This is a genomic window from Flavobacterium reichenbachii, from assembly GCF_002217435.1.
Taxonomy (GTDB): domain Bacteria; phylum Bacteroidota; class Bacteroidia; order Flavobacteriales; family Flavobacteriaceae; genus Flavobacterium; species Flavobacterium reichenbachii.
In genome coordinates this window covers 53,996-77,276 of the sequence record NZ_MUHF01000016.1, presented here as the reverse complement: position 1 = coordinate 77,276, position 23,281 = coordinate 53,996, and the positions used below count along the sequence as shown (strand labels likewise).

Genomic DNA, 23,281 nt, shown 5'->3' with positions numbered 1-23,281 from the left:
GTGTTAATTTCATTGGCTTTAACGCTTTATTACTTTTCATTTTTATCATTTGGTGGTATAATGTAATTAGTGCATTTTTTTTTTGTAATTATTATTTATCAGGCGAAAAGCAAATGTTTGAAATATTCATTTATACCATTGGTTCATTTGGTTTACCATTATTATATACTTTTTATATTTTAGCTCATATCGATTACAATAAAATTAAAAATCAGTCACTATATTTTAAACTCATTGGATTAGCCTGGCTCCCATCCTTAATTCTTTTAGTTTGTTACTTTTATAATTTAGCAACTGTTGATAATCGAGTGTATTTCGAATAATAATAACTGATAAATATGTTAAACAAAGGCCTAAGAGACAACGAAGCAATCAGAATTGACAATGTCCTCAAAACATTGCGATCTCTTGACTTTGTACCTCAACCCTTAACAGACGATACGAAATTCGATATCGAAAATCAGTTAAAAGAATTGGCTTTAAATATCGAAACATTAATAAGTTATCAAAATGATGAATTAATTTTATTATTATGTCGTCTTCATTTAGATTTCAACCAATTAGAACAATTTGCAGATTTTTTAATGGATTTCTCTAAAGTTGAAAATTATAATTTCGAAGAAAAAGCACTTGCCGTTTATCAATATATTCAGCAGGAAAGCAAAGTTTTTTCCTTCGGAATAAATACAAAAATCGCTTCTCTAAAAAACAAATAAACATGAGTTTTACAGATTGGAAAACAGATCGAATTGAAGACATTCTTCCCGAAGAGTTTTATAAACTAATTGACAGGAATAAAAATCATATTGGTAAAACTTTTCCGGTAACGCTGGCAAACTCTGACTCTTTAGAAAAAGCTCAAAATTTTATTAAAGAAAGTATTGAAAAAGAAAAAACCAAAGAAGGTTTTCACTTTTATGCACGAGATGTATTAACCAATAATTTGATTGGGTATTTGTGTGTAAAAACGATAAACTACCGCATCTCTAAATGTGAGTTTGGCTATTTTTCTGACAAGGATTATCAAGGAAAAGGAATTACCTCGAAAATGGTTTCTGATGCTCTTGATTTCTGTTTCAATGAATTGATGCTGAATAAAGTATTCATTTGCACTTCAGAAGTTAATATTGCTAGTCAGCGAGTTGCATTAAAACATAATTTTAAACAAGAAGGAATTTTAAGAAACGAATTTAGAAATGGAGACGGCGAACTGCAAAACTCTGTTTATTTCGGATTGCTTAAATCAGAATATAATCAAAATGAATAAATTTCTTATATTATTAATTTGTTTCAGTTTGTTTTCTTGTAAAACCTACACTATTAGTCCTGAAAGCTTTAAAGAACAATTTGGAAATATTGAATATGACTTATCCACATCTAAAAGTATTATAGGTTCAATTTATTATAACGGCTATCAAATCAAAAAATTCATTGTAATAGATAAAAATGAAAAAAAAGAGATTTTAGAAAATAAACCATCTCTGGAAATGCGTGTTACTTTAAATAATAGAAATCGAAAAGTTTTTTACTTTGATAGCATGAAACTTCAAAACGATACTTTGATTGGACATAAATCAAGATTTTTTCCAAAGATGATTACAAAAATTCCATTCAATGACATTTCAAAAATTGAAATTCAAGAAAGTGGAAAGAAAATAGAATACAAAAATTAATCTAAAATGAAAGATAAATTTTACGCTTACATACAAAATTTACAAGACCAGATCTGTGCCGGATTAGAAGCTGTTGACGGAACGGCAAAATTCCGTGAAGATCTTTGGAAACGTCCTGAAGGCGGTGGCGGAAGAACGCGCGTTATAGAAAACGGTTCAGTTTTCGAAAAAGGCGGTGTAAACATTTCAGCCGTTCATGGAACATTACCGGAAGCGATGCAAAAAATGTTTGGCGTTGGCGAAGCAGATTTCTTTGCCTGCGGACTGAGTTTGGTAATTCACCCAAAAAGTCCAATGGTTCCCACTGTTCATGCTAATTGGCGTTATTTTGAAATGTATGATGAAAAAGGAAATGTGATCGAACAATGGTTTGGCGGCGGACAGGATTTAACGCCTTATTATTTGTTTGAGGAAGATGGAAAACACTTTCATCAAACTTGTAAAACTGCCTGCGATAAGCACAACCCTGAATTTTATCCAAAATATAAAAAACAATGCGACTCGTATTTTTGGAACGCGCACCGAAACGAAGCGCGTGGTCTTGGAGGTTTATTCTTTGATTATTGTAAAGCAAACGAACAAATGTCAATGGAAAATTGGTTTGATTTTGTAACTGAAGTCGGAAATAGTTTTCTGGAAGCGTATGTACCAATTGTAGAAAGAAGAAAAAATCTTCCTTATACTCCAGAACAAAGAAACTGGCAGGAAATTCGTCGCGGCCGTTATGTCGAATTCAATTTGGTTCATGATAAAGGCACTTTATTCGGTTTAAAAACCAACGGAAGAATCGAGAGTATTTTGATGAGTCTGCCTCCGCATGTGCAGTGGGTTTACGACCATCATCCGGAAGCGGGAAGCGAAGAAGAAAAGTTATTAAAAGTCCTTGAAACTCCAATTGAGTGGATTTAGAATATTAAAATAAAACATCAACATGATTTAAGAAAAAGATCGACGACTTATCCATTCAAAAGTCTAAATCTGAAATCTAAAATCTAATAATCTATAATTATTATGTTCCCATTACACAGAGGCAGAAGATTAAGAGTAAATGAATCCATCCGTTCTTTAGTACGCGAAACAACTTTAAGTCCGTCGGATTTTATGTTTCCAATGTTTGTTGCTGAAGGCGAAAATGTAAAAGTAGAAATTCCTTCAATGCCCGGAATTTTTCGCAGATCAATAGATTTAACTGTAGAAGAAGTAAAAGAAATTTTTGCTTTGGGAATTCGTGCGGTTAACATTTATGTAAAAGTAAGCGAAAACCTGAAAGACAATACCGGCAAAGAAGCCTGGAACAAAGACGGATTAATGCAGCAAGCCATTCGTGCTATCAAAACTGCTTGTCCGGAAATGATTGTTATGCCAGATGTGGCTTTAGACCCTTATTCTATTTATGGCCATGATGGAATTATTGCAAATGGTGATGTAGAAAACGACAGCACCGTTGAAGCTTTAGTAAAAATGGCGGTATCTCATGCTCAGGCTGGAGCAGATTTTGTAGCACCGAGCGATATGATGGACGGAAGAGTTTTACGCCTTCGCGAAGGTTTAGATGCTGCTGGTTTTCATAATGTCGGGATTATGAGTTATTCTGCTAAATATGCTTCGGCATTTTATGGCCCTTTTAGAGATGCTTTAGATTCTGCACCTGTTGACACTACCGATATTCCTAAAGATAAAAAAACGTATCAAATGGATTATGCTAACCGTATTGAAGCAATAAAAGAAGCTTTGTCTGATGTAGAAGAAGGCGCAGATATGGTAATGGTTAAACCCGGAATTGCTTATCTGGATATTGTTCGTGAAGTAAAAAATGCTGTACATGTTCCTGTTACGGTTTACCATGTTTCTGGAGAATATGCTATGATAAAAGCTGCAGCCGAAAGAGGCTGGCTGGACAACGACAAAATCATGATGGAACAGCTAATGTGTATTAAACGTGCCGGTGCAAGCTTAATCTCTACATATTTTGCTAAAGAAGCTGCAATTCTTTTAAACAGATAAGCAATGCAGAAATTAATTTATTTAACTGCTGTTTTAGCTTTGGCATCTTGCAAAAAGGAAACAACAGAAGATCGAGTTCAAAACACCACAGAATCGTATTCTGAAGGAGAATCGGCGAAAGCCAAAAACCCGGAAGAATTAGGCAGAGAAATTTTTGAAGGCAGCGGTAATTGCGCTTCATGCCATCAGCCGGATCAAAAAATTATAGGACCAAGTATCAAAGAAATTGCAAAAATCTATAAAGACAAAAATGGGGATATTGTGAAATTCTTAAAAGGAAATTCAGATCCGATTGTCGATCCGAGTCAGTTTTCTGTAATGAAAACCAATTTTCCGGTAACACAGGCAATGTCTGAAGACGAATTGAAAGCAATAGAAACTTACATTTACAGTCACCTGAAATAATTTTGTGACTTCTTATTAAATAAAAAACGGCGCCTTTAAAGCGCCGTTTTTCTTGCACAAATTTTTCAGAAAATTAATTAGTGTTGCTGACATACTGTTGTCATAAGCGCACTTTACTTTTGTTGTATTAATAAATAAATCTAAAAAAATGTATAATCAAAAATTCAGCATAATTGGGATTTCGGTAAGAACAACAAATGAAAACGGGCAATCTGCAAAAGACATTCCGGCACTTTGGAACAAATTTATAACGGAAGGTATTGCTGAAAAGATTCCGAATAAGATAAACAACGACATTATTTCGATTTACACCGATTATGAAAAAGATCACACAAAACCTTATACAACCATTTTGGGATGCGTGGTAGAAAATTTAGAGTCAATTCCACCAGAAATGACAGGCAAGACAATGGAAGCTCAACAATATGAAAAATTCGTTGCCAAAGGAAATCTTGCAGATGGAATTGTTTATAGCGAATGGCTAAAAATATGGGAATCAAATCTAGAAAGAGCCTACAATAGCGATTTTGAAGTATATGGTGCAAAGGCGCAAAATCCCGAAAATGCAGAAGTAGAGATTTATATTAGTGTTAAATAGAAATAAAAACGGCGCTTAATAAGCGCCGTTTTACTTTTTATACTATTACCAGATTTTAACTCTTTTCTCTGGTTCAATATACATTTTATCACCTTTTTTGATTCCGAAAGCTTCATAAAAAGTATCCAAATTCTGAATCGGCACTACCGCTCTGTACATTCCTGGAGAGTGCGGATCTGTTTTTACCTGACTTTTAATTGCTTCGTCTCTTGCTTTTGTTCTCCAAACTGTAGCCCAAGAAATAAAGAAACGCTGTTCTGGCGTAAATCCGTCAATTAATCCAGGATTTCCTTTAGCTTTTAGATACAATTGCAAACCATCATAAGCAGCATTTGTTCCTCCTAAATCACCAATATTTTCTCCTAAAGTAAATTTACCATCTACGTGAATTCCAGGCAATGGCTCTAAAGCACTGTATTGCGCTGCAAGTTCTCCTCCAAGAGCTGTAAATTGTTTTAAATCGTCAGCTGTCCACCAGTCAACAAGATTTCCATCTGCGTTGTAACGTGCTCCTGAATCATCAAAACCATGAGAAATTTCGTGACCAATAACAGCTCCAATTCCACCATAATTTACTGCTTCGTCAGCTTGGTAATTGTAGAAAGGCGGTTGTAAAATTGCTGCAGGGAAAACAATCTCGTTGTAAGATGGATTGAAATATGCGTTAACGGTTTGTGGAGACATTCCCCATTCTGATTTATCAACTGGTTTGCCTAATTTATCAAGGTTTTCTGCATATCCCCATTTTGAAATATTTTTCATATTATCAAAATAAGTACCTCCTTCATTAACGTTTTTCACAACTAAAGCTGAATAGTCTTTCCATTTATCAGGATATCCAATTTTAACTGTTAGTTTTTTCAATTTCTCAATTGCTTTAACTTTAGTTTCTTTTGACATCCAAGGTAAAGCATTAATTCTGTTTTCGTACGCTAACATAACGTTTGCAATCATGTCTTTTGCTTTTGCTTTTGCTTCAGCAGGGAATAATTTCTCTACATAAAGTTTTCCTAAAGCTTCACCAGTTACTCCGTTAATTACCTGCAAAGCAACTTCTTCACGCGGACGTTGTTTTAGAGCTCCTGTTAACGTTTTTCCGTAGAAATCAAAGTTAGCATTTTCGATATCTGTACTTAAAGTCGAAGCTGCTCTGTTTAATAAAGACCATTTCAAATACTCTTTCCATGCTTCTACTTTCTTTTCGGTAAAAGTTTTTTCTAAAGCGATCATGTAACGAGGCTGTGCCACATTTACAGTATCTAATTTAGCCATTCCAATTCCGGTGAAATATTTCTCCCATTGAATAGATGGCGTATTTTTTTTCAAATCAGCAACAGCAGTTGGATTGTATTGTTTTCTTCTGTCTCTTCTTTCAACACGATCCAGTCTTGGTGCAGACATTTCAACTTCTAAAGCTAAAATTTGTTTCGCGCTTTCTTTTGCTTTAGCAGGAGATTCTCCAATAAACTGCATCATTCGAGCAACGTGCTCTTCGTATTTTTCACGTTTCTCTTTAGAATCTTTATCATCAGAATTGTAATAATCCTTGTCAGACAATCCTAAAGTACCTGGCGTTAAGCTTACAGAATTTTTGTTACTGTTTTTAGCATCAGCACTTACGTAAACGCCAAAGAAACCTGAACCACCTGTAAGCTGCATTTCTGTAATATAGTTTTGCAGATCTGCAACATTTTTAATTGCGTCGATTTTCTTCAAATAAGGCTGCAGCGGTGTAACTCCTTTTTTATTTCTTCCAACTGTATCTAAGATCGTATTGAATAAAGCAATTGCTTTTCCTTGATCTGTATTTGATTTATATTTTGGATTTTTAGATGCTTCTTTTAAGATCGCAAGCGAATTTTCGTCTGTCTTTTGTCTCAATTCATTAAAACTTCCCCAAGCATTTCTGTCACTTGGAATTTCAGTTTTGTCTAACCATGTTCCGTTAACATACTTAAAGAAATCTTCTTTTGGACTAATCTTAGTATTCATGTTTGAAACATTGATACCTGGTTCCTTTGGTGAGGCATTTTGAGCCTGCAGTGTTGCAAAAGAGAACATTGCAGAAACAACACAAAACACAGGTTTTACAAGCTGTCTTTTCATAATAGTTTATTGTTTTAGGTAAAAGACAAACATATTGTTATTATTTCTAATTTTGTGTTAAAATTTCGACAATATTTAACAATAAATTATCAATATTTTCTTTCAAAAACAACAAATAAGAAAATTATTATTGAATTTGATCCTATTGAAATTTAGATTCAAGGTAATGATCGTTAAATAAATGTGTAAACAAGATTTTAAAAAGTGGTTTTTGTATTTTTGCGCCAAATTTTGTTTATGAAATCGTTACTTTACAAATACCGCAAATTTTTTATTGTTTTAATTATATTTTCGGCAGTCACTATCTCTTTATTTTATGCTGCTTTAAAACCACAAAAAACACTGCCAATTTACAATCCAGCCGATGTAAATCCAGAATTGGTAGACAGTACAATTCAATATAAAAGTAAATATCATACGATTGCAGATTTTTCATTTGTAAATCAAAATGGAGATACAATTACTCAGAAAAATTACGAAGGGAAAATTTATGTGGCAGATTTTTTCTTTACTACCTGCGGTTCGATCTGTCCAAAAATGTCAACCAATCTGTCTGAGGTTCAAAAGGCAGTTTTAAATAATCCAAAAGTTCTGCTGCTTTCTCACACGGTTTTTCCAGAAGTAGACAGTGTTTCTGTTTTAAAAGCTTATGCAGTAAAATATGGAGTTGTAGACAGTAAATGGAATTTGGTTACCGGCGATAAAAAACAGATTTACACTATGGCCAGAAAATCTTATCTGGCTGTAAAATTGGGAAGCCCAGATCAGCTTTATGATATGGTTCATACCGAAAATTTTGTTTTGGTCGATCAAAAAAGACGTGTTAGAGGATTTTATGACGGCACTAATAAAGACGAAATCAAACGTCTTCTGGAAGACATTGATTTCTTATCTCAAGAATAAAAGCCTTATTTTTAGAAACATTTAGCATTTGCTGTCGTATTATATGCCATTATATATAGAATAATTACCTATTTTTGCAATCTAAATTCAATCTAAATAAGCTTTGCAAAATACTATCCATACTCTAAAAAAAGGCGATAAAGCCATTATCAAAGATTTTGATATCGATCTTATTCCTCTCAAGTTATTAGAAATGGGTTGTTTGCCGGGCAACGAGGTAGAATTACTGCAAATTGCTCCTTTTGGGGATCCTTTGTATTTAGATATTAATGGTTCTCATGTTGCTATTAGAATAGAAACCGCTCGTGAAATTGAAGTTGAACTTATCAAAAACAATTTGTAATGAGCCTTCAGAATATCAATGTTGCCCTTATCGGGAATCCAAATACCGGAAAAACTTCTGTTTTTAATCAGCTTACAGGACTTAATCAGCAAGTGGGGAATTATCCCGGAATTACGGTTGAGAAAAAAATCGGGTTCTGTAAATTACCGCACAACATAAAAGCAAACATTTTAGATTTACCCGGAACATACAGCTTAAATGCCAGTTCTATGGATGAAAGTGTGGTTATCGAACTTTTGCTAAATAAAAACGATAAATTATATCCGGATGTTGCTGTTGTGGTAACGGATGTTGAAAACCTGAAAAGGAATTTACTGATTTACACTCAAATAAAAGACCTTGAAATACCAACGATATTAGTCATTAATATGGCGGACCGTATGGAAAGTAAAGGAATTACAATTGATATTCCTTATCTTGAAGAAAAACTTAAAACTAAAATAGCGCTGGTAAGTTCTCGAAAAGGTCATGGAATTGAAGAATTAAAAGAACTAATCGTTTCTTATAAAACTGTTCCTAATGAATCTTGCTTAAATGCATCTGTAATCGATTCTGAATATTTTGAAAAACTGCAGCATGCTTTTCCGAATCAATTGTTGTATAAATTATGGCTTGTAATCACGCAGGATGTTAATTTTTCTAATCTGGATCGAAATGAAATTCGAAGCACTTTCACAAAATCACATTCAGAACTAAAACGACTGCAGCAGCAAGAAACCATAAAGCGTTATCAATTTATTAATGAGGTTCTAAAAGGAGGCTTAAAAGTAGATGCCTCAATGGCGAAAGACGTTAGAGCAAAAATAGATCGTGTTTTAACTCATAAAGTCTGGGGTTATGTAATATTCTTTGCGATTTTGTTTATCATTTTTCAGTCCATATTTTCTTGGTCTACAATACCAATGGACTTTATTGACAGCACATTTGCATCTTTAAGCAGCTGGGCATCCTCTGCGCTTCCGAGCGGGATTTTAACAGATTTAATTTCACAGGGAATAATTCCGGGAATTGGCGGGGTTATAATCTTTATTCCGCAGATCGCATTCCTGTTTTTGTTTATTTCTATCCTGGAAGAAAGCGGTTATATGAGCCGTGTGGTATTTTTAATGGATAAAATCATGCGCAGATTCGGACTTTCAGGAAAAAGCGTTGTACCTCTGATCTCTGGAACTGCTTGTGCAATCCCGGCTATTATGGCCACTCGAAATATCGAAAATTGGAAAGAACGTCTCATTACTATTCTTGTAACACCTTTTACTACTTGTTCTGCCAGATTACCTGTTTATGCGATTATTATTTCGCTGGTAATTCCGAGCAAAAGAATCTTCGGAATCTTAAATCTTCAAGGCTTAACGTTAATGTTTTTGTATGTTTTAGGATTTGTTGCGGCGATTATTTCTGCTTACGTTTTAAATAAAGTTCTAAAATTAAATACCAAAACGTATTTTGTTGTCGAAATGCCAAGTTATAAATTACCGCTTTTTAAAAACGTTGGAATCAATGTTGTTGAAAAAACCAAAGCATTTGTTGTGGGAGCTGGTAAAATCATTCTGGCAATATCTGTTATTTTATGGTTTTTGGCTTCTTACGGACCCGGAAAGGATTTTAACGAAGCAGAAGCCATCGTAAAAGAAAGAACAGCAGAAAAGCCCTTAAACGAAATTGATTTTGAAAATGAGGTAAATTCTCAAAAATTAGAAAATTCGTATATCGGATTAATGGGAAGAGCAATCGAACCCGCAATCGAACCTTTAGGTTATGACTGGAAAATAGGAATTGCATTAATTAGTTCGTTTGCTGCACGTGAGGTTTTTGTTGGAACATTGGCGACAATTTACAGCGTGGGAGACAGCGACAATGAAGCCACGATAAAAAGCAAAATGAAGCAGGAAGTTAATCCGGCAACAGGCGAAAAGATTTTTAATTTTGCTTCTGGAATTTCGCTGCTTTTATTTTATGCTTTTGCCATGCAGTGCGCCAGTACGCTTGCTATTACCAAAAAAGAAACCAATTCCTGGAAATGGCCTGCAATGCAGTTAGTTTTCATGAGCGCCCTTGCCTATTTTGCGGCACTAATCGCTTTCCAAATTTTAAAATAAAACTATTATGATACAAGAAATTACCGCCTTTGCTATTTTAGCGTTTGCCATAGGTTTTTTGATCAAAAAATTCTTTTGGAAATCTAAAAAGAAAAAAAACTGCGGCGACGGAGATTGCGGATGCAGTTAATTGCCTTATTCTAACATAAAAAAAACCTATACAGGAACTTTCAGTGCGATTATGTCTATAATTTTAAGCCATTAATTTCTAAAGCTAAAGACATGAAAAACTCAGAAAGAACAGAGATAATTAGAGACAATAGAGTTGCCAGACTACTATGGTTTTTTTTAGGCTTTATGTGTGCAACTATAATTGTTTACTTTTCTTTGAAACAACATCAATAAACAAAAGGAAATCTTTACAATTAAACTGTCTATATTTCACTCCCTTCTAATCTTAGCAAAATTGAGAAAGAAACGTTTCCATAAACGATTTCCTTAAGTTTGTTTTTATATTTAAAGAAATTTTTTCTTTTATAATATTAAAAAAAACATTTCCACTTCAATACTAATCTGTTTTGATTTAGTAGTAAAAACTCTGTTATTTTTTTTATGCATAATTACTTGTATGAGTTTAAAATTAGCTATTTTCGATGCGATTCAAAAAACAACTAAATCTAATAACTTACACAAATGGCAAAAAACTTCAGATCACGATTTTGGAAATTAAGTAAATGGTCTGCGGGACTTTTTATTTTATTATTTGCATTCAGAATTCTTTATGGTTATGTCGCAGCCGATGCATCTTCGCGTAACGATTACAGTGATAATTTTTTTGGAAGTATAGACAATTTACGAAAAAATTATGCGTCAGAAAAAATCGCAGTCAAAGGAGATATTCAGGCTGCATCAAACATGGCATCGAGTCAAAAATTTGAAAAAACCGCTTCAATCAAATCAAAGACATCTGAATTTGATAAAGATGAAAATCTTATCAAGGCAAAAACAAAATCGTACAACGCTATTATTCAGTACGAACAAAACCTGGGACAAAAAGGCAACAGACAGATTCATCTGCTGATTGGAATAAATCCTGCAAAATTTGAGAATTTCTATCTTGAACTCCAAAAAATTGGAATGCTTAAGGACACTGAAATTACAAAAGTTGACAAAACAAACGAATACCGTCAACTGAATGCTAAAAAGATTTCGATAGAAAAAATGCTTCAGTCTCTCATCGAACTAAAATCTAAAGGAGGGCAGATTGCTGATTTTATTTCGCTGAATAACAAAATTTTAGAAGTTGAAGAACAATTGCAGGGATTGGGAGTTGAACTTGGAAATTTTAACACCGAAAATGAATTCTGTACTGTACGGTTTTCTATGTATGAAGGAGCCACAGAAAAAAGCATAAGTTTTATTCACAGAACAAAAGTCGCGTTTGAATGGACCATAAAATATTTTGCGATACTTGTAATTACTTCGCTGTTTCTTTCTACGTTAATCTTTGTTTTACTTTTAATAGTTGACAAACTAAAAATCATAACTGCTGTAAACAACAAGCTTAACGAGTAATATATTTTAGAACACTTCACTATTCGGATTGATAACAATCATCAATCCGAATACTGAAGTGTTTCTACTTAATCCCTTCCCACTCTGCGTAAAACTGCGCGAGAAAAGATTCCATAAAGCGATGTCTTTCTGCTGCAATTTGTTTTCCAGTTTCGGTATTCATTTTGTCTTTTAAAAGCAAAAGTTTTTCATAAAAATGATTTATCGTTGGGGCATTATTGCTTTTGTACTCTTCTTTTGTCATTGTAGTGACTGGAGCAATTTCAGGATTATATAAAGAGCGGTTTTTAAAACCTCCGTAATTAAAAGCTCTTGCAACGCCAATTGCTCCAATCGCATCTAAACGATCGGCGTCCTGAACAATATCTAATTCTAAAGAAGTAAACTTTTTCTCAAAATTGCCTCCTTTATAAGATATATTCTCGATAATCTTTATTACATGATCAATAATATCTTCTGAGACATTTTTGGATTCCAGAAATAAACGAGCAGTTTTTGGCCCTATCGTTTCATCTCCGTTATGAAATTTGCTGTCTGCAATATCATGAAGCAATGCGCCTAATTGTACCACTGTTAAATCACAATCGGTATCCTTGGCAATTAAAAGTGAATTTTTGTACACACGTTCAATATGAAACCAATCGTGTCCGCCTTCAGCATCATTTAGTTTTTCTTTTACAAAAGCAATTGCAGCGTTTATTAATTCTGTATTATTCATTAAATATTTTTTATTTGGAACAGATTTTAAAACAAAATCTTTCTTAAATTTTCTAAAAGTACTTCAATTTTAAATCAAAAATTAGAGCAGAACAAAGTTGCATTAACAAAATTGTTAAAATTTGATAAAAATAAAAATGTTGATTGTCAAAGATTTATCAGCTTTTTCAATCAACATTTATTTTTTAAAACTTAAACGCAGTTTTGTTGCGTTTATCGTTTTTTCTACTAATTATAATCTTGCAGGTTCAACCCATTTGAAAATGTGAGATTCTTGAGGAATAACCAAACGCTCAGAAATTCTTGCCATACGAGCTGGCAATTTCATTAAATAATCACGCGCTTTTTCGGCTTCGTCTGTCAAATTAGAAATTTTATCAATTTCCCATTTATCCATCAATTTCTGCATAATGTCTACATAATCGTTGGCTGTATAAACTCCTATACGCTGTGCTGAATCAGAAAATTGTTCAAATGCAGTACTTATTTTTTGACCAGATTCTCTTAGGAAATGAGCCGGCATAACGATTTTCTGTTTCATCATATATTGAAAAGCCAACATCATTTCGCTTGGATCAACCTGAAAAATTCTAGTTACAAATTCGCTGTAAGCATGGTGGTGGCGCATTTCGTCACCCGCAATCATTTTACACATTTTAGACAACTTATTATCACCAAATTTCTTTGCGATCTGAGCTACTCTATTGTGCGAAACGTAAGTTGCTAATTCCTGAAAACTGGTATATACAAAATTTTTGTATGGATCAGATCCAGTTCCAATATCAAAACCGTCGTTAATCAAATGCTGTGTTGTCATTTCGACTTCACGCATATTTACACGACCAGACAAATACAAGTATTTATTTAGTAAATCTCCGTGGCGGTTTTCTTCACCTGTCCATTGACGAATCCATTTAGACCAACCGTTTCCACCATCTTCTACCTGATTTACACCTTCTACATCCATTAACCAAGATTCATAGGTTGGCAAAGCTTCTTCGGTAATGGTATCACCTACAAGCGTAACCCAGAAATCATATGGTAATTCTTTGGCAATTTCTCTTAATTCTTTTACCTCTTCAAAGAAATTCTCTCCTTGAGAATTAGGTAAAAAATCTGTAGGCTGCCAAATTTTCTCTACTGGAATTAAATACTGTTCAACGAAGGTATCCACGTTTTTTTCCAAAAACTGCATTACTTCTAATCTAATGTTTTTTATAGACATTATTCATTTTAGATTTGGGACTTTAGTGATTAGCGCTGCTAAAAACAAAAATCTATTTATATTCATTTACTCCTTCTACAATTGCTTTTTCTGTAATTGCCATTAATTCGACAAAATCATAATCTTTTACAGCCAAAGCTTTATGAACTGTAAAGCTAAGGCGATTGCCCAAGCCAACAGGAAACATTCCGTATCTCACCATTTTCCAGGAATTATTAATACTCACCGGCACAATGTACGCACTTGGCGCATATTTGCATAAAATTTTTAAACCGCTTTGAGCAAATTCTTTTGGTTTACCAGTTTTACTTCTGGTTCCTTCTGGAAAAATCACCGCAGATCTGGTATTCTTTTCAATATATTCAGATAAGCCTTTGATTACTGGAATAGCTTGTTTTGGATCTTTACGGTCAATAAGCACTGATCCTCCATGTCTCAAATTGAAAGAAACACTTGGAATACCGCTTCCTAACTCTTTCTTACTTACAAATTTACAATGAAAACGTCTAAAGTACCAAATCATTGCTATGATATCGTACATACTTTGATGATTAGAAACAAAAATCAAGGGAACTCCGACAGGAATAGTTTCCCGGTTTTCTATTTTGTAAGTTGTTCCGACAAGATTAGTACATCTTAAAAGAAAAAAATTTAAATAGTCAACACTCTTTTTGTGAGCCTGATAACCAAAAAGATTTAGGCAGACCCATTGAATAGGGTGAAAAATCGCCAAACAAAATCCAAAACATAAATAGTAAATTACAGATATCGGATATGAAATTATCTTTTGCATGCTTGAAAAATTAAAGGCCAAAAGTAATAAATATATCTTTAGCCCTATTATAATTAAAAACAATAACCGTTTTTCTGGTTTAATTGTACCTTTGTCCTATAAATTTGCAACTTTTTTCTGAATTAAATGAACTTTACTTACCCAAAAAACGAAAGACTTAAAAGTAAAACAACAATTGGTTTACTTTTTTCTGAAGGAAAATCGGTGTCTAAATATCCTTTACGCTTGGTTTATTGCGCAGCCGAAGCATCAAGTGAAGAAAAAATTAAAATGGGTGTTTCGGTTTCTAAGAAATATTTTAAAAAGGCTGTTGACCGAAATTATTTTAAGCGTGTGCTGAGAGAAACCTACCGACTAAACAAACATTTGCTGTGGGATAATCTGCAAGAGCCTTATTCTATAATGTTTTTTTATCAGACCAAAGACAGATTAACTTTTGAAGAAATTAATACCAAAACAATTCAATTGTTTGAGAAGTTTCTCCAGCAAACAGAGAAATCAAAAAATTCTGAAACCACTTTAGAATCTTAAATATACTTTTCTATAGCTGGCGTAAAAGTTATTACTTAAGATTCGGAGAAGCGAATTATCGACATTGACGATTTATTCTTATTTTAGTACATTATTTATCTACATATCATTACAAAATGGCTGATTTTTTCAAAAAGAAGTTTGTTATCCCTGCAGTTGCAGCTGGATTTTTATTTATCGGAACTAGTTTTAAAGACGATTTTTTTGAAATAGCCAAGCAAATCGAAATCTTTACGACTTTGTTCAAAGCTGTAAATACGAATTATGTTGATGACACTAATCCGGGAGATTTGATGGACAAGGCGATAAAAAGCATGCTCGGAAGTTTAGATCCTTATACCGTTTATTTTAATGAACAGGATGTTGTAAATTTTAAAATCAACAATACCGGAGAATATACCGGAATTGGCGCTTTGATTTCTAGAAAGAAAGACCGCCTTATTGTTCGCGAACCGTATAAAAATTATCCTGCAGATAAAGCAGGATTAAAAGCTGGAGATGAGATTATTCAAATTGGCGATGTTTTAATTGCTGATTTTAAAGACGATGCTTCGCAATTGTTAAAGGGAATAAAAAACACAAAAATCACCATTAAATACCTACGTCAGGGAAAAATGAATACCACAGTTCTTGTTTTAGACGAAGTGGATATTAAGTCTGTACCTTTTTACGGAAAAATTGACGACAAAACAGGATATATTGTTTTGGCACATTTTAGCAGAAAAGCTTCAAATGAAGTAAAAGAGGCATTAGAAAAACTAAAAGCAGATGGAGCAACACAAATCGTGCTTGATTTGAGAGGAAATCCAGGAGGTTTATTAAATGAAGCAATTGATATTTGTAATTTATTTGTTCCGAAGAATGAAGTAATTGTTACTACAAAATCTCGCATAGAAAAACACAACAATACTTATAAAACTCAAAAAGAACCAGTTGACACAGAGATTCCGCTTGCTATTTTAGTAAATGGAAGAAGTGCTTCTGCCTCTGAAATTGTATCTGGTGCGTTGCAGGATCTGGATCGTGCCGTAGTTCTTGGAAGCCGCAGTTTTGGAAAAGGTCTGGTACAACGCTCTGTTGATTTGACTTATGGTACTCAGCTAAAAGTTACAATATCAAGATATTACACACCATCTGGCCGTTGTATACAAGCTCTTGATTACGCGCATAAAGACAAAAATGGTGTAGCACAAAAAACAGATGCGAAAAACTTTAATGCTTTTAAAACCAGAAAAGGAAGAACTGTTTATGACGGGGGCGGCGTTTTACCGGATATAGAATTGGATGAAACCAAAATGAGTCCTATTACTACTGCTTTGCTTAAAAATGATGGTATTTTTGATTATGCAACAAGTTATTATTACAAAAATCCAAATTTGGGTGATAAAATTCCAACACTGACAGAGGCAGATTATGCAAGCTTTAAACAATATTTAAAAACGAACAAAATCAGTTTTGATACTGAAACCGAAGTAGCGTTGAAAAACACTTTGGCAGCAGCAAAAAATGAAAAAATAGACGAAACTATTGCACCGGAATACCAGCAGCTATTGGCTGCACTTGAAAAAAGTGAAACCACTTTATTAGATAAAAACCAAAAAGAAATAAAAAACCTGATTACAGAGGAACTTATAAAAAGATACCAATATCAGGAAGGTTTATATCAATATTACATCAAAAACAATTCGGAAATTAAAAAAGCCGTGAATGTATTAAACAACACGGCAGAATATAAAACAATCTTGAAAATGTAATAAGCGGGTTTAACCTCTGATCATCTCAATATGCGGAATGTCATCTTCAAGATACATTTCGCTTGTTTGTATAAAACCATGGCTTTCGTAGAATTTTTTAAGATATAACTGGGCTCCAATAGTGATCTTTTCTTTATTGAAATACGATTTTATTGCCGCAATAGCTTCTTGCATTAAATTGTGTCCCCACTTTTTATCTCTGTAATTGGCGTCTACAACTACTCTTCCTATCGAAGCATTTTCAAAACTAATTCCAGAATCGAATAAGCGTGCGTACGCAACAATTTTGCCGTCGTATTCACCAATTAAGTGTAATGCTTTCTTGTCTTTACCATCAAGGTCCAAATAGACGCAATTTTGTTCTAGTACAAAGATCTCACTTCTTAATTTAAGCAAATCATATAGTTCAGTTACATTTAATGCCTCAAAAGGCTTTATTTTCCATTCTAATTCCATATTGGCTATTTTATTATTCTACTAAAGTTTAGCAAAAGACAAAATTACATCAAATAATACAAAATAAAAATCCCGATTTCATTTGAGATCGGGATTTATCATTAATTTACGTTGAAGAATCTAACTTGTTATTTCTTGCTCATCACAATTTCCATACTTTTATATTCCTCGCCATTTTTAACATCAAACATTTCCATTTTACGGGTTTTGCCATCAACAATAGTATAAATCTCTCTGTAAGGCGTTTTTTTACCATTGACAGGATTTACTACTTCTCCTTTTAATTCCATGCTTTTTGTTTTCTCGTCATATTTACCCATGGCTACCATCATACCAGTTCCCATATTGTCTATAAATGTTGTGGTATATTCTCTACTGGCGTTATTGTAGGCCAATGTACTTTTTCCTTCAAATGGCTGTCCCATCATAGTTCCTTTGTAATTAGCTTCTTGGTATCGACCGCCGAGAATCATTTTAATCTCTGCTGTAGAAGCAGCTTTTTCAGGTTTGCCATTGGGAGTCATCCAAAAAGTCATCTCACAATTCCAAGTACCTGTTTCATCAGCCATCATTTTATGAGGATTTCCCGGAGCGGCATATTCTGCCCAGGCTTTCATTTCGGCAGCAGAATCTATAGGTTTTTCTGCGATTGGTTCTTCTACTTTTACACCATCTGCAGTTATAGTGTTCTCTGTTTCTGCTTTTATCTCTTTTTTACAAGATGAAAAACAAAATACTAACACTGACAATGTGATCATAAAATTTTTCATAATTACTTGATTTAAAGTTTTTTAAAACAAATGTATGAAAATAATAAATTTAACGTTTATCAATTTTTACCGATTTTATGATTGCTTCCAGATCCAGCATTAAATCACGTTCCTGATTTGAAGGCGAATAGCAGAAACCTTCTATAACCAAAATACGGTTGTAGGTTTTGTCTACTACAGCATAATTTATAAATGGACCCGCCATAAAATCGTTCTTCAATTCCCATGCTCCTTTGGTTTCGTAGGTTTTTTTACCATCGAGAGTTGTAGTAAAAAAATAGGGTGCATATGCTTCGCCGGTAATCATTGGTGTATTTGCTTCACGGCCTTTAATATAGCGGCCTACAGAATCACGCATTTTAATTATGTTACCGATAACATTATTGTTATTCTTGAAATTATGAAGTGGAATTTGATAGACTAAGAGACTGGTACTGCCGCTGATAATATCTTTTTTGAGCCAGATAAAATTCTTTTTGTGCAGCATATATTCATAACCAATCGGAATCTGCAGATCGATATGAAATTTGTTTTTGATTATTGCGGGACTCAATAGCGCTTTACTGTTGTCTTCTTGTATTTTTTGGATTTCAGAATCACGGATTACTTTTATAATCTCTGCAGAATTAAGTTCGATATTGCAAATGATATCGTCTATAGATTTTCCGTAAATTCGGAAGGTATTGTGTGGGAGGGTTTTGCTTTTTGTAATTTCAAACTTATCGGTTGCTGCTTTTTTGACCACAATAATACTGCGGCTGTCGGTAACAAAACCTTCAAGCAATCGGGCTGGATATTGATTAATGGTAAATAAAGGTTCTTCCTGGGTAAGACCAAGAACGGGAGAAGCAAATTTATTTCGGATACTGTCTCCAACTTCTCCATACCACAACTGATCGTCTATGATTATCGAAATTGTATTAGGTCTTCCGGATACGGGTTCAAGCTGCTTTTCGTTTCGGAAGCAGGAAATTAGTAAAAACGGAAGTATTAGAAATAAAAAATGGGTTTTATTCATTTTCTTATGTTATGAAATAAAACCCAAATTTAAATAAGATTTTTTATTATCCGTTTATTTTCAGTTTCATTCCGGGTTTAATATCTTCATCTTTAATATCATTCCATTTTTTAATATCTGAAATTGTTACTCCAGGATATTTTTTAGAAATGCTATACAATGAATCTCCTTTTTTTACATAATAATCTTCACTGTTTTTTAATGACGGCGCTCTTTTCTTGAAAGAATCAATAGAGTTAGAAGCTACAGCAATTGTCATTGGTTCTTCTACTTCTAAAACTGCTTTAGAAACCATAAGCGTTTTTCCTAATCCAATATTATTTGAAGTTAGATTATTAAGTTCTTTTAACTCCGCAATAGTCGTACCGAATTTTTTGGCAATGCTTCCTAAATTATCTCCGGCAGCTACAGTGTACTCTTGAGAAGCAGCAGGATTTTTGTCTTTATTATCAGCAGAAGCAAGTGCTTCTTCTGGTTTTTTGTCTATTACCGGAACAGATTTTATTTCTTTAGAAATTTTAGAATCAGCCTCAGATTTTATTTTTAAAGTTTTTCCTAAAGCAACAGAATTTGATTTTAGGTTATTCCATTTCTTTAAATCAACAACATTTACGTTGTACTTTGATGCTATAACTCCTAAGTTATCCCCTTTTTTAACTTTGTAAAATTCAAAATCTTTAGATAGTTCAGTATTGTATGTTCTTGTTGTTTGTTTTCCTTTTGGTGCAATTTTTAAAGCCAATCTTGCAGGAATAGTTCTAAACTCAGACTGATGTTGTACATAAGCATAAATTTGAGATTCATTAGAAACAAAAGTTGCAATTTTATCTTTAGGAAGACGCAAGAAATGTTGTTCTCCTTTGTAGTAAGGCACTACATTTAATTTATAAGAAGGATTTAAAAGCTGAATCTGCGATTGAGGCATATCTAACAAATCTGCAATCTGCTTAAAAGTCATCTGGTTTTTTATGCAAACGGTATCTGTTTCGAAGTTTTTAACCACTGCTCTTTCAGGATTGATTCCGTGTTCTTTATGATATTCAAAAAGATACATTGTTGCCAAAAATGCGGGAACATAACCTTGAGTCTCTTTTGGAAGATAATTACGAATGTCCCAGTATTTTGTTTTTCCTCCAGAACGGCGGATTGCTTTAGTAACATTTCCCGGACCTGAGTTATAAGAAGCGAGAACAAGTTCCCAATCTCCAAAAATGTTAAACATTTTTGTCATATAATCAGATGCTGCTGCAGTAGCTTTAAGAGGGTCGCTTCTTTCGTCGATATAAGAGTCGATTTTTAAGGCGTATTGTTTACCGGTTCCGTACATAAACTGCCAAAGACCCGTAGCGCCCATTCCAGAAACTGCTTTAGGATTTAAAGCAGATTCTACAACGGCTAAATATTTAATTTCTAAAGGAACTTTGTTTTGTGCAAAGCTTTCTTCAAAAATTGGAAAGTAATATTCTGATAAAGCCATTAATCGAGAAAACGATTTTTTACGATTCTTAAGAAATGACTTTATTACATTTTCTAAACCTTGATTGTATTCTATTTCAAAAGGTGATTTTTCATTCATCGCCTGCAGACGCTCTTTTAGCAATTCTGTCGGGAGTTCCTGATCAACAGTAACATCTTTGTTTATTGTCTGAATATCTTTAGTAAGATCATCATAAATATCCATACTCACCAATTCATTCATCCAAAGACTGTCAACCTTAGATGCGATATCGTCTTTTTTGAATGTGCTTTTGATTGAATCTAAATACGAAAGTTTAATATCGGACTTAACTTCAAGTTTTGCTGCTGGAATTTCCTGTGCAAACATCGACATTGAAAAAAGAGCTGTAACCGCTAAAGATAGTTTTCTTACAATCATATAACATTTTTTTAAAATTCTATAAATCAAATAATTACTAGACTTGTACTTTTGCAAATCTAAGGCCTTTATTGAATAAAAAAACGCAAAAAAATGTTAATTGTTATTTTTTAGTCTAAAATCGCTGCGATTCCAGGTAAAATTTTTCCTTCTAACATTTCCAGCATTGCCCCGCCGCCAGTGGAAACGTAGCTCATTTTATCTTCTAAACCAAACTGTTTTACAGCTGCAACAGAATCACCTCCTCCAACTAAAGAAAATGCTCCATTTTGGGTAGATTCTGCAATAAAATCTCCTAAAGCGATCGTTCCTTTAGAGAAGGTTTCCATCTCAAAAACGCCTAATGGACCATTCCATAAAATTGTTTTAGAGTCTAGAATCACTTTTTTAAAGTTTTCTAAAGATTTTGGACCTGCATCAAGACCCTGCCATCCATCAGGAATTGCGGTTACATCTACAATCTGAGTATTTGCTGTATTTGAGAAATCATCTGCAGCCACAACATCAACAGGAATATGAATCTGAACTCCTTTTTCTTTAGCCAATCTTAAAATCTCAAGAGCTAGTTCTTGTTTATCATCTTCACAGATAGATTCTCCAATTTTACCACCTTGAGCTTTTATGAATGTAAATGTCATTCCGCCTCCGATGATCATGTGATCTACTTTGTCTAAGATGTTTTCGATAACTGTAATTTTTGAAGATACTTTAGAACCTCCAAGAACAGCAGTTACTGGTTTTTCACTATTTTTTAAAACTTTATTTAAGCTTTCAATTTCTTTTGCTAATAATGTTCCGAAACATTTTTCAGTTGGAAAAAACTGAGCGATGATGGTTGTCGAAGCATGCGCTCTGTGTGCAGTTCCGAAAGCATCATTTACATAGATATCTCCAAGTGAAGCTAATTCTTTTGCAAAATTAACATCTCCAGCTTCTTCTTCGTTATGAAAACGTAAATTCTCTAATAACAATACTTCGCCAGGTTTTAGGTCTTTTGCAGCAGTTTGTGCTTCTTCGCCAATACAGTTTGAAGCAAATTTTACTTCTACTCCTAAAATTTCTGAAGCAGTTTTTAAAATGTGTTTTAAAGAATACTTTTCTTCAACACCTTTTGGTCTTCCTAAATGCGACATTAAAATTACACTTCCGCCTTGAGCCAGAATAGCATCAATGGTTGGTTTTGCAGCTTCAATACGTGTTGCATCAGTTACATTAAAATTTTCATCCAACGGTACATTGAAGTCAACGCGGATAATGGCTTTTTTATTTTTAAAGTCGAAATCGTTTAAAGTTTTCATTTGTAAATTTTTTAATTTTTTGAAAGAATAACAAATATAGAACTTTTAGAGTAGTATTAAATTTCAAAAAACTAAAAAAAACACATCAATAAAAACGAAAACGTTGTAATTTATGAAAATACACAAATTAACTTTTAGAAAAGATAAAAATCTTTGATATGTTCTTAAAACAAAAAAACTTACTGCATAACAAACGCAGTAAGTTTTTTGTTAGGTTTTTAATCGTGAACCGGACTCTGTGTACAAGGACAATTACTAATTGATCCTAAGAAATCGAATCCGATTGTTATAGAGTGCGTACCCGTATTATAACTGCCAAGATCATTGAACATAATCTGATACGAATAAGCAAAGTAAAATTTAGATTTCATAAAACCAGCCATTGGCCCGACTGATAATGGTTTTGGAAACTGGTCGTTTAAGAAACGATATGAAACTCCTAACCAGTAGTAATCTTCGTAACGATTATAACGTCTGTACTTAAAGTTGAAATCGGTTGTTGAACGTTGATCACTTGCAAAAAACTGATAGAAAATAGACGGTTCGTATTCTATACGGCTGTTTTCACCGTCTTTGAATGTATAACCGGTATAAACCTGATAGTTTGAAAGCAGGTCTGGCTCAACTCCTCTGTACTTATCTGTATTTTTCTTTAAAACGTTGTTTGCATTAAAACTAAAATAGAAGCTTTTATTACGATACAAAGCACTAAGGTCGAAGTTGTTGTTTGAATTATTTCGATCACCCATAATTGCAGGATCCAACGTTACCGGAGCACCATTATTATCGAAGTTTCCTGTCAGGATTCGAAAAGTATTAAAGTTATACGAAATACCAAATGATAGATATTGTTTTGAATAATAATCTAAGATAAGGTGATGCGCAAACGAAACTTTGGCACCAGTTTGTCTGGTGTTACCGTTACTGTCATTGTACAATGACAAACCTACTCCTGAACGATCCAGAATTCGAAAATCTGCATACAATGACTGGTTGTCTGGTGCGTCCTTAATTCCGACCCACTGTGTTAAACCATTGGCACGAATTCTAAGGTTATCACCAATACCGGCATACGCTGGTGAAAGGATAAATGGATTGTCTGCCAAATACTGGGTAAACACTGGTAGGTTTAACTCTTGGCTGTAACTTGTTGTTACAGCCATGAGTACTAGGGATAAAAATAATTTTTTCATTGTA

Annotated in this window: 24 protein-coding genes; 14 read left to right on the top strand and 10 right to left on the bottom strand. The window is 33.6% G+C overall.

Going from position 1 to position 23,281, the window contains the following annotated elements:
- Window positions 1-338: 338 nt before the first annotated feature.
- The 7 genes from B0A68_RS12955 to B0A68_RS12925 all read left to right on the top strand — a co-directional run bounded on the left by B0A68_RS12955 (window position 339) and on the right by B0A68_RS12925 (window position 4,680).
- Window positions 339-716 carry a hypothetical protein gene (locus tag B0A68_RS12955; protein ID WP_035687257.1) on the top strand — a complete coding sequence of 126 codons (378 nt, stop codon included), beginning with the start codon at window positions 339-341 and terminating at the stop codon, window positions 714-716.
- A 2-nt stretch (window positions 717-718) separates the two neighbouring features.
- The gene (locus B0A68_RS12950; RefSeq protein WP_035687255.1) at window positions 719-1,267 is read left to right on the top strand and encodes a GNAT family N-acetyltransferase; all 549 of its coding nucleotides are present in this window, start codon (window positions 719-721) and stop codon (window positions 1,265-1,267) included.
- Window positions 1,260-1,673 (top strand): hypothetical protein, encoded by a 414-nt coding sequence (locus B0A68_RS12945; RefSeq protein ID WP_035687253.1) that lies wholly within the window; start codon window positions 1,260-1,262, stop codon window positions 1,671-1,673. The genes B0A68_RS12950 and B0A68_RS12945 overlap by 8 nt, the downstream gene beginning before the upstream one ends.
- Window positions 1,674-1,679: 6 nt before the next feature.
- The gene (gene hemF / locus B0A68_RS12940; protein ID WP_035687251.1) at window positions 1,680-2,582 is read left to right on the top strand and encodes an oxygen-dependent coproporphyrinogen oxidase; all 903 of its coding nucleotides are present in this window, start codon (window positions 1,680-1,682) and stop codon (window positions 2,580-2,582) included.
- A 102-nt stretch (window positions 2,583-2,684) separates the two neighbouring features.
- Window positions 2,685-3,677 (top strand): porphobilinogen synthase, encoded by a 993-nt coding sequence (gene hemB / locus B0A68_RS12935; protein WP_035687249.1) that lies wholly within the window; start codon window positions 2,685-2,687, stop codon window positions 3,675-3,677.
- A 3-nt stretch (window positions 3,678-3,680) separates the two neighbouring features.
- Window positions 3,681-4,082 (top strand): c-type cytochrome, encoded by a 402-nt coding sequence (locus B0A68_RS12930; protein ID WP_035687247.1) that lies wholly within the window; start codon window positions 3,681-3,683, stop codon window positions 4,080-4,082.
- 148 nt (window positions 4,083-4,230) lie between these two features.
- Window positions 4,231-4,680, top strand: a complete 450-nt coding sequence (locus tag B0A68_RS12925; protein WP_035687244.1) for a GyrI-like domain-containing protein — start codon at window positions 4,231-4,233, stop codon at window positions 4,678-4,680.
- A 45-nt stretch (window positions 4,681-4,725) separates the two neighbouring features.
- Here the strand turns inward: B0A68_RS12925 and B0A68_RS12920 are convergent, their stop codons facing one another.
- Window positions 4,726-6,786: a M13 family metallopeptidase gene (locus B0A68_RS12920; RefSeq protein ID WP_035687242.1), complete on the bottom strand. Its 2,061-nt coding sequence runs from the start codon at window positions 6,784-6,786 to the stop codon at window positions 4,726-4,728.
- A 237-nt stretch (window positions 6,787-7,023) separates the two neighbouring features.
- Here B0A68_RS12920 and B0A68_RS12915 point away from each other — a divergent pair, with 237 nt between their 5' ends.
- The 5 genes from B0A68_RS12915 to B0A68_RS12895 all read left to right on the top strand — a co-directional run bounded on the left by B0A68_RS12915 (window position 7,024) and on the right by B0A68_RS12895 (window position 11,646).
- Complete coding sequence (locus B0A68_RS12915; protein ID WP_035687240.1) at window positions 7,024-7,689, top strand: SCO family protein; 666 nt, start codon at window positions 7,024-7,026, stop codon at window positions 7,687-7,689.
- Between the two features lie 103 nt (window positions 7,690-7,792).
- Entirely contained in the window at window positions 7,793-8,032 is a 240-nt protein-coding gene (locus B0A68_RS12910; protein ID WP_035687237.1) for a FeoA family protein, read from the top strand.
- Window positions 8,032-10,131 carry a ferrous iron transport protein B gene (feoB, locus tag B0A68_RS12905; RefSeq protein ID WP_035687234.1) on the top strand — a complete coding sequence of 700 codons (2,100 nt, stop codon included), beginning with the start codon at window positions 8,032-8,034 and terminating at the stop codon, window positions 10,129-10,131. The genes B0A68_RS12910 and feoB overlap by 1 nt, the downstream gene beginning before the upstream one ends.
- 7 nt (window positions 10,132-10,138) lie before the next feature.
- Window positions 10,139-10,261, top strand: a complete 123-nt coding sequence (locus B0A68_RS12900; protein ID WP_205623792.1) for a FeoB-associated Cys-rich membrane protein — start codon at window positions 10,139-10,141, stop codon at window positions 10,259-10,261.
- Window positions 10,262-10,764: 503 nt separating this feature from the next.
- Window positions 10,765-11,646: a DUF4349 domain-containing protein gene (locus tag B0A68_RS12895; protein WP_035687232.1), complete on the top strand. Its 882-nt coding sequence runs from the start codon at window positions 10,765-10,767 to the stop codon at window positions 11,644-11,646.
- A 64-nt stretch (window positions 11,647-11,710) separates the two neighbouring features.
- Here B0A68_RS12895 and B0A68_RS12890 read toward each other — a convergent pair whose 3' ends face one another.
- From B0A68_RS12890 to B0A68_RS12880, 3 genes are all read right to left on the bottom strand, one after another.
- A complete protein-coding gene (locus B0A68_RS12890) occupies window positions 11,711-12,364 on the bottom strand; it encodes an HD domain-containing protein (RefSeq protein ID WP_035687229.1) in 654 nt (217 codons plus the stop codon).
- A 231-nt stretch (window positions 12,365-12,595) separates the two neighbouring features.
- Window positions 12,596-13,588, bottom strand: a complete 993-nt coding sequence (locus B0A68_RS12885; RefSeq protein ID WP_035687228.1) for an acyl-ACP desaturase — start codon at window positions 13,586-13,588, stop codon at window positions 12,596-12,598.
- Window positions 13,589-13,640: 52 nt separating this feature from the next.
- Window positions 13,641-14,381, bottom strand: a complete 741-nt coding sequence (locus B0A68_RS12880; RefSeq protein WP_035687225.1) for a lysophospholipid acyltransferase family protein — start codon at window positions 14,379-14,381, stop codon at window positions 13,641-13,643.
- Between the two features lie 126 nt (window positions 14,382-14,507).
- Between B0A68_RS12880 and rnpA the strand changes: the two genes are divergently transcribed.
- Both rnpA and B0A68_RS12870 read left to right on the top strand, forming a co-directional pair.
- On the top strand, window positions 14,508-14,912 hold the full coding sequence (rnpA, locus tag B0A68_RS12875) for a ribonuclease P protein component (RefSeq protein WP_035687222.1): 405 nt from the start codon (window positions 14,508-14,510) through the stop codon (window positions 14,910-14,912).
- A 116-nt stretch (window positions 14,913-15,028) separates the two neighbouring features.
- Entirely contained in the window at window positions 15,029-16,666 is a 1,638-nt protein-coding gene (locus B0A68_RS12870) for a S41 family peptidase (protein ID WP_035687219.1), read from the top strand.
- A 9-nt stretch (window positions 16,667-16,675) separates the two neighbouring features.
- Here B0A68_RS12870 and B0A68_RS12865 read toward each other — a convergent pair whose 3' ends face one another.
- The 6 genes from B0A68_RS12865 to B0A68_RS12840 all read right to left on the bottom strand — a co-directional run bounded on the left by B0A68_RS12865 (window position 16,676) and on the right by B0A68_RS12840 (window position 23,277).
- On the bottom strand, window positions 16,676-17,122 hold the full coding sequence (locus B0A68_RS12865) for a GNAT family N-acetyltransferase (protein WP_035687216.1): 447 nt from the start codon (window positions 17,120-17,122) through the stop codon (window positions 16,676-16,678).
- 128 nt (window positions 17,123-17,250) lie between these two features.
- Window positions 17,251-17,892, bottom strand: coding sequence for a DUF1579 domain-containing protein (locus B0A68_RS12860; RefSeq protein ID WP_035687212.1), 642 nt, complete (start codon window positions 17,890-17,892; stop codon window positions 17,251-17,253).
- Window positions 17,893-17,941: 49 nt separating this feature from the next.
- Window positions 17,942-18,910: a DUF4837 family protein gene (locus B0A68_RS12855; protein ID WP_035687209.1), complete on the bottom strand. Its 969-nt coding sequence runs from the start codon at window positions 18,908-18,910 to the stop codon at window positions 17,942-17,944.
- A gap of 46 nt (window positions 18,911-18,956) precedes the next feature.
- A complete protein-coding gene (locus tag B0A68_RS12850; protein WP_035687207.1) occupies window positions 18,957-20,786 on the bottom strand; it encodes a LysM peptidoglycan-binding domain-containing protein in 1,830 nt (609 codons plus the stop codon).
- Window positions 20,787-20,896: 110 nt separating this feature from the next.
- Entirely contained in the window at window positions 20,897-22,084 is a 1,188-nt protein-coding gene (locus tag B0A68_RS12845) for a phosphoglycerate kinase (protein WP_035687203.1), read from the bottom strand.
- A gap of 218 nt (window positions 22,085-22,302) precedes the next feature.
- Window positions 22,303-23,277 carry a PorP/SprF family type IX secretion system membrane protein gene (locus tag B0A68_RS12840; RefSeq protein ID WP_035688396.1) on the bottom strand — a complete coding sequence of 325 codons (975 nt, stop codon included), beginning with the start codon at window positions 23,275-23,277 and terminating at the stop codon, window positions 22,303-22,305.
- Window positions 23,278-23,281: the final 4 nt, after the last annotated feature.

What these genes read in the sequence shown, in the direction of transcription:
- B0A68_RS12930 (WP_035687247.1), top strand. Translation starts at nt 3,681, where the DNA reads ATGCAGAAATTAATTTATTTAACTGCTGTTTTAGCTTTGGCATCTTGC.
- B0A68_RS12850 (WP_035687207.1), bottom strand. Translation starts at nt 20,786, where the DNA reads ATGATTGTAAGAAAACTATCTTTAGCGGTTACAGCTCTTTTTTCAATG.
- B0A68_RS12925 (WP_035687244.1), top strand. Translation starts at nt 4,231, where the DNA reads ATGTATAATCAAAAATTCAGCATAATTGGGATTTCGGTAAGAACAACA.
- B0A68_RS12950 (WP_035687255.1), top strand. Translation starts at nt 719, where the DNA reads ATGAGTTTTACAGATTGGAAAACAGATCGAATTGAAGACATTCTTCCC.
- B0A68_RS12955 (WP_035687257.1), top strand. Translation starts at nt 339, where the DNA reads ATGTTAAACAAAGGCCTAAGAGACAACGAAGCAATCAGAATTGACAAT.
- B0A68_RS12870 (WP_035687219.1), top strand. Translation starts at nt 15,029, where the DNA reads ATGGCTGATTTTTTCAAAAAGAAGTTTGTTATCCCTGCAGTTGCAGCT.
- feoB (WP_035687234.1), top strand. Translation starts at nt 8,032, where the DNA reads ATGAGCCTTCAGAATATCAATGTTGCCCTTATCGGGAATCCAAATACC.
- B0A68_RS12900 (WP_205623792.1), top strand. Translation starts at nt 10,139, where the DNA reads ATGATACAAGAAATTACCGCCTTTGCTATTTTAGCGTTTGCCATAGGT.
- rnpA (WP_035687222.1), top strand. Translation starts at nt 14,508, where the DNA reads ATGAACTTTACTTACCCAAAAAACGAAAGACTTAAAAGTAAAACAACA.
- B0A68_RS12945 (WP_035687253.1), top strand. Translation starts at nt 1,260, where the DNA reads ATGAATAAATTTCTTATATTATTAATTTGTTTCAGTTTGTTTTCTTGT.
- B0A68_RS12895 (WP_035687232.1), top strand. Translation starts at nt 10,765, where the DNA reads ATGGCAAAAAACTTCAGATCACGATTTTGGAAATTAAGTAAATGGTCT.
- B0A68_RS12920 (WP_035687242.1), bottom strand. Translation starts at nt 6,786, where the DNA reads ATGAAAAGACAGCTTGTAAAACCTGTGTTTTGTGTTGTTTCTGCAATG.
- B0A68_RS12890 (WP_035687229.1), bottom strand. Translation starts at nt 12,364, where the DNA reads ATGAATAATACAGAATTAATAAACGCTGCAATTGCTTTTGTAAAAGAA.
- hemF (WP_035687251.1), top strand. Translation starts at nt 1,680, where the DNA reads ATGAAAGATAAATTTTACGCTTACATACAAAATTTACAAGACCAGATC.
- B0A68_RS12865 (WP_035687216.1), bottom strand. Translation starts at nt 17,122, where the DNA reads ATGGAATTAGAATGGAAAATAAAGCCTTTTGAGGCATTAAATGTAACT.
- B0A68_RS12915 (WP_035687240.1), top strand. Translation starts at nt 7,024, where the DNA reads ATGAAATCGTTACTTTACAAATACCGCAAATTTTTTATTGTTTTAATT.
- hemB (WP_035687249.1), top strand. Translation starts at nt 2,685, where the DNA reads ATGTTCCCATTACACAGAGGCAGAAGATTAAGAGTAAATGAATCCATC.
- B0A68_RS12880 (WP_035687225.1), bottom strand. Translation starts at nt 14,381, where the DNA reads ATGCAAAAGATAATTTCATATCCGATATCTGTAATTTACTATTTATGT.
- B0A68_RS12885 (WP_035687228.1), bottom strand. Translation starts at nt 13,588, where the DNA reads ATGTCTATAAAAAACATTAGATTAGAAGTAATGCAGTTTTTGGAAAAA.
- B0A68_RS12860 (WP_035687212.1), bottom strand. Translation starts at nt 17,892, where the DNA reads ATGAAAAATTTTATGATCACATTGTCAGTGTTAGTATTTTGTTTTTCA.
- B0A68_RS12855 (WP_035687209.1), bottom strand. Translation starts at nt 18,910, where the DNA reads ATGAATAAAACCCATTTTTTATTTCTAATACTTCCGTTTTTACTAATT.
- B0A68_RS12845 (WP_035687203.1), bottom strand. Translation starts at nt 22,084, where the DNA reads ATGAAAACTTTAAACGATTTCGACTTTAAAAATAAAAAAGCCATTATC.
- B0A68_RS12840 (WP_035688396.1), bottom strand. Translation starts at nt 23,277, where the DNA reads ATGAAAAAATTATTTTTATCCCTAGTACTCATGGCTGTAACAACAAGT.